The sequence below is a fragment of the Marinococcus sp. LNHM5E3-2.1 genome, assembly GCF_056034365.1.
On the sequence record NZ_JBQLIB010000030.1, the window covers coordinates 1 to 2,683 of the forward strand.

Sequence of the window (2,683 nt, forward strand, 5' to 3'; positions counted from 1 at the left end):
CACCCGCGCGTTCGCGACCCCCTCAGCCAAATTTCTTTTGATCGGATGACGGTTATAGGAGACCTCAACCCCCGTCATATTAAGGAATTTCGACAATTTATAGCTTCTCATCCGTATGTTTCGGTTTTAGACACTAAAACGGACTATGTTCGGGCTAAAATTTATGATGATTTATTCTACCTGGAGTATGACAAATTCAAAGGCCAGTCTCGTCAACGGCGCAATATGCGGATTGAATTTAACCCTAATCATTGTTCGGAAGATGCCCGTGACTTCTTCGTAAAGCATATCGTACGTCTCATGAACGATGTGGGCTTCTCTCGGCTCGATTTAGCCTTGGACATAGAGAAAGACCTTAGCAGCTTTTATGTGGCTTCTGAGAGCCGTTGGAAGTCCACGGTGTTTTATGGATTAGATGATAAGCCAGAAACGAAATACTTCGGTGTTAGAGATAGTCAGCGATACATACGTTTGTATGACAAGAAACGAGAACGGAAGGATAATGCAGATCAAGAAATCACAGCTGCGGACCTCTGGAGGCTAGAGTTTGAACTCAAACGGGACATGGTAGATCACTGGGAAACAGTCGCGAATGATTTACTTATCAAACAACCAGACATTGATAGCCTTGATAATATTCAGAATCAAGCGATGGTTCATTTTTTATTAAGTGATAAACGAAAATGGTCTGAACTAGGAGAGACTTCTAGGAAAAAATATAAGAAATTAATTCGTGAGATGGAAGGTGAAGATTTAACTGTTTTTGTTCAGCAAGCGATCAAAAAAGAAGCACCAAGACTTCGCCAGCAATTAGAAGATTGGACAGGAAATAAGCTCATTTGATGCACCAGCATATGATAAAAGCATGCGATTATATCGCATGCTTTTTGCACCTATCCTGTAAAAAAAGGTGTTTTTATTGTCTCACAAGTGTCACAAAGGGGTCTGTGTGACTCAATACTGTCACAGCAGTGTCTCACAAGTGTCACAAAAAGCATTTTTAACGATATCACTCTGAAAACCTGGCACTGCCAGGGATAGAACGAAGTGATATCATTTTTCCCTTATGCTCTTCCAATTTTTTAATCGTTACAGGGCATGTGTTCCAAAATGAGCTCATTGCATTACAGGTAGGGTGTTTTATTTTTGCTGTTTGTCCGTCAGGTTATCGTTGGAACAACGAACAAGAAGATCGACCAAAGGGAGTTCGCCCAAACATATTTTTAGAATAAAAAGTATGTGTGTAAGTGCGCTCTTTTTCTGTTCCTATCTTTGGTTTTTATTTATACCACTGTTCTACTTTTATGGTATTGGTTAGGGAATTAGACTTTATTTATATTAAAAAATAATTCGACTGGAGTGATGAATTTTGGATTTATTTTTTCAGCTGTTGATTGGAATTATTCCTGCAATAATTTCTGGATTGGTTGCTTATTATAAGGCTAAGAAAAATGCTGAAGTTGAACTAAAAAGAATGAAACATGAAGCTGAACGTGAAATTCAAAGAATACAGGAAGAAAGTAAGCGAAGGATAGAGGAAGTATATAACGAAAGAGAAGCTGATCTTGAATATTATAAAGGTAAACTAGAAGCTGATTCTAAAAAAGAACAGGACGAGTATGTTAATAAACATACTGATAAGTTCATGGATAAGTTGTTTGGAGATATAGAAAAAGATTGGAACAATTAAATATAGATCTCAACTTTTTATGCCGAGAAAACTTTTTGTCATGAAAAAAGCCCTCACGTATGCTCACCAAGGACAGGCCGAAGGGCGAATTTTTCCCTTCGCCTTGTCTTTGGGGAGTGTGAGGGCTTCAAGGTTCATGACCAAAAGGAAATTGGAATAAATCTTTTTGGGAATGGTATATTCGACTTGTTTTTAAATGTATTTTTACAGGGGGGATTTTCAATGATTTATGCCACGGGGATTAGCTTCAAGAAAGAAGATGTTGAGGATTTAGAAAGTATTGTGAGGATTCGTTTAGAATCTGACAGGAATGAAAGTTGGAAAATTAAAGATGAGCCAATAAATGGGTGGTATCCAAAAGAAACTATTCATAAATGGCTTAAGGAGCATGGGGAAAAAGGTTTTCAAATTAAAGTTAAGATAGAACCATATCCTGAATTGGAACCTCGTGAAAATAATGGTATTCGATATGTTCGTTCTGTTCCAGATGATTCACGTAAAAATAACTTACTACGTTTAGAAGCTTACTCCGAAAAGTCATAAAGGTAGTTTCTATAATCATAGTCAAATATTAGATTAGATCATGGGAAAAGCTACCAAGTATGCTACACTGGGTCTAACAAAAAAGTGCGTAAACGCAAAGAAGCCACGAGTGCGCAAACACTCATGGCTTCAATGACTAGCAAACTCACCCTTTGCTAATCATTTCAACGTCATCATACCACGTCCTGAGGTTTTTTTGAATTGTTTTGTTCGTCGGTAGGTGGTCTCAAAGACATGAGAAGTTGATTTGATTTCCAGGGGAAATCTAGTCTGCTTTTCGTGTCTTTTTTGTTGCTAAAAAATAGCAACGGAGGAATCAAACATGGACGAAAATCAGCAGCCAAAAATAACCGGTCCCTCTAATAGCCGGTTTCACCCGCGCGTTCGCGACCCCCTCAGCCAAATTTCTTTTGATCGGATGACGGTTATAGGAGACCTCAACCCCCGTCA

3 protein-coding genes are annotated in these 2,683 nt (G+C 38.4%); all 3 read left to right on the top strand.

From position 1 onward, the window contains the following. Positions 1 to 843, top strand: an 843-nt coding sequence (locus tag ACTRXH_RS15965) for a replication initiation factor domain-containing protein (protein ID WP_474283021.1), incomplete at its 5' end; no start/stop codon positions are given. Between the two features lie 526 nt (positions 844 to 1,369). After that, positions 1,370 to 1,690: a hypothetical protein gene (locus tag ACTRXH_RS15970; RefSeq protein WP_474283023.1), complete on the top strand. Its 321-nt coding sequence runs from the start codon at positions 1,370 to 1,372 to the stop codon at positions 1,688 to 1,690. A gap of 222 nt (positions 1,691 to 1,912) precedes the next feature. After that, positions 1,913 to 2,233, top strand: coding sequence for a DUF3892 domain-containing protein (locus ACTRXH_RS15975; RefSeq protein WP_474283025.1), 321 nt, complete (start codon positions 1,913 to 1,915; stop codon positions 2,231 to 2,233). Positions 2,234 to 2,683: the final 450 nt, after the last annotated feature.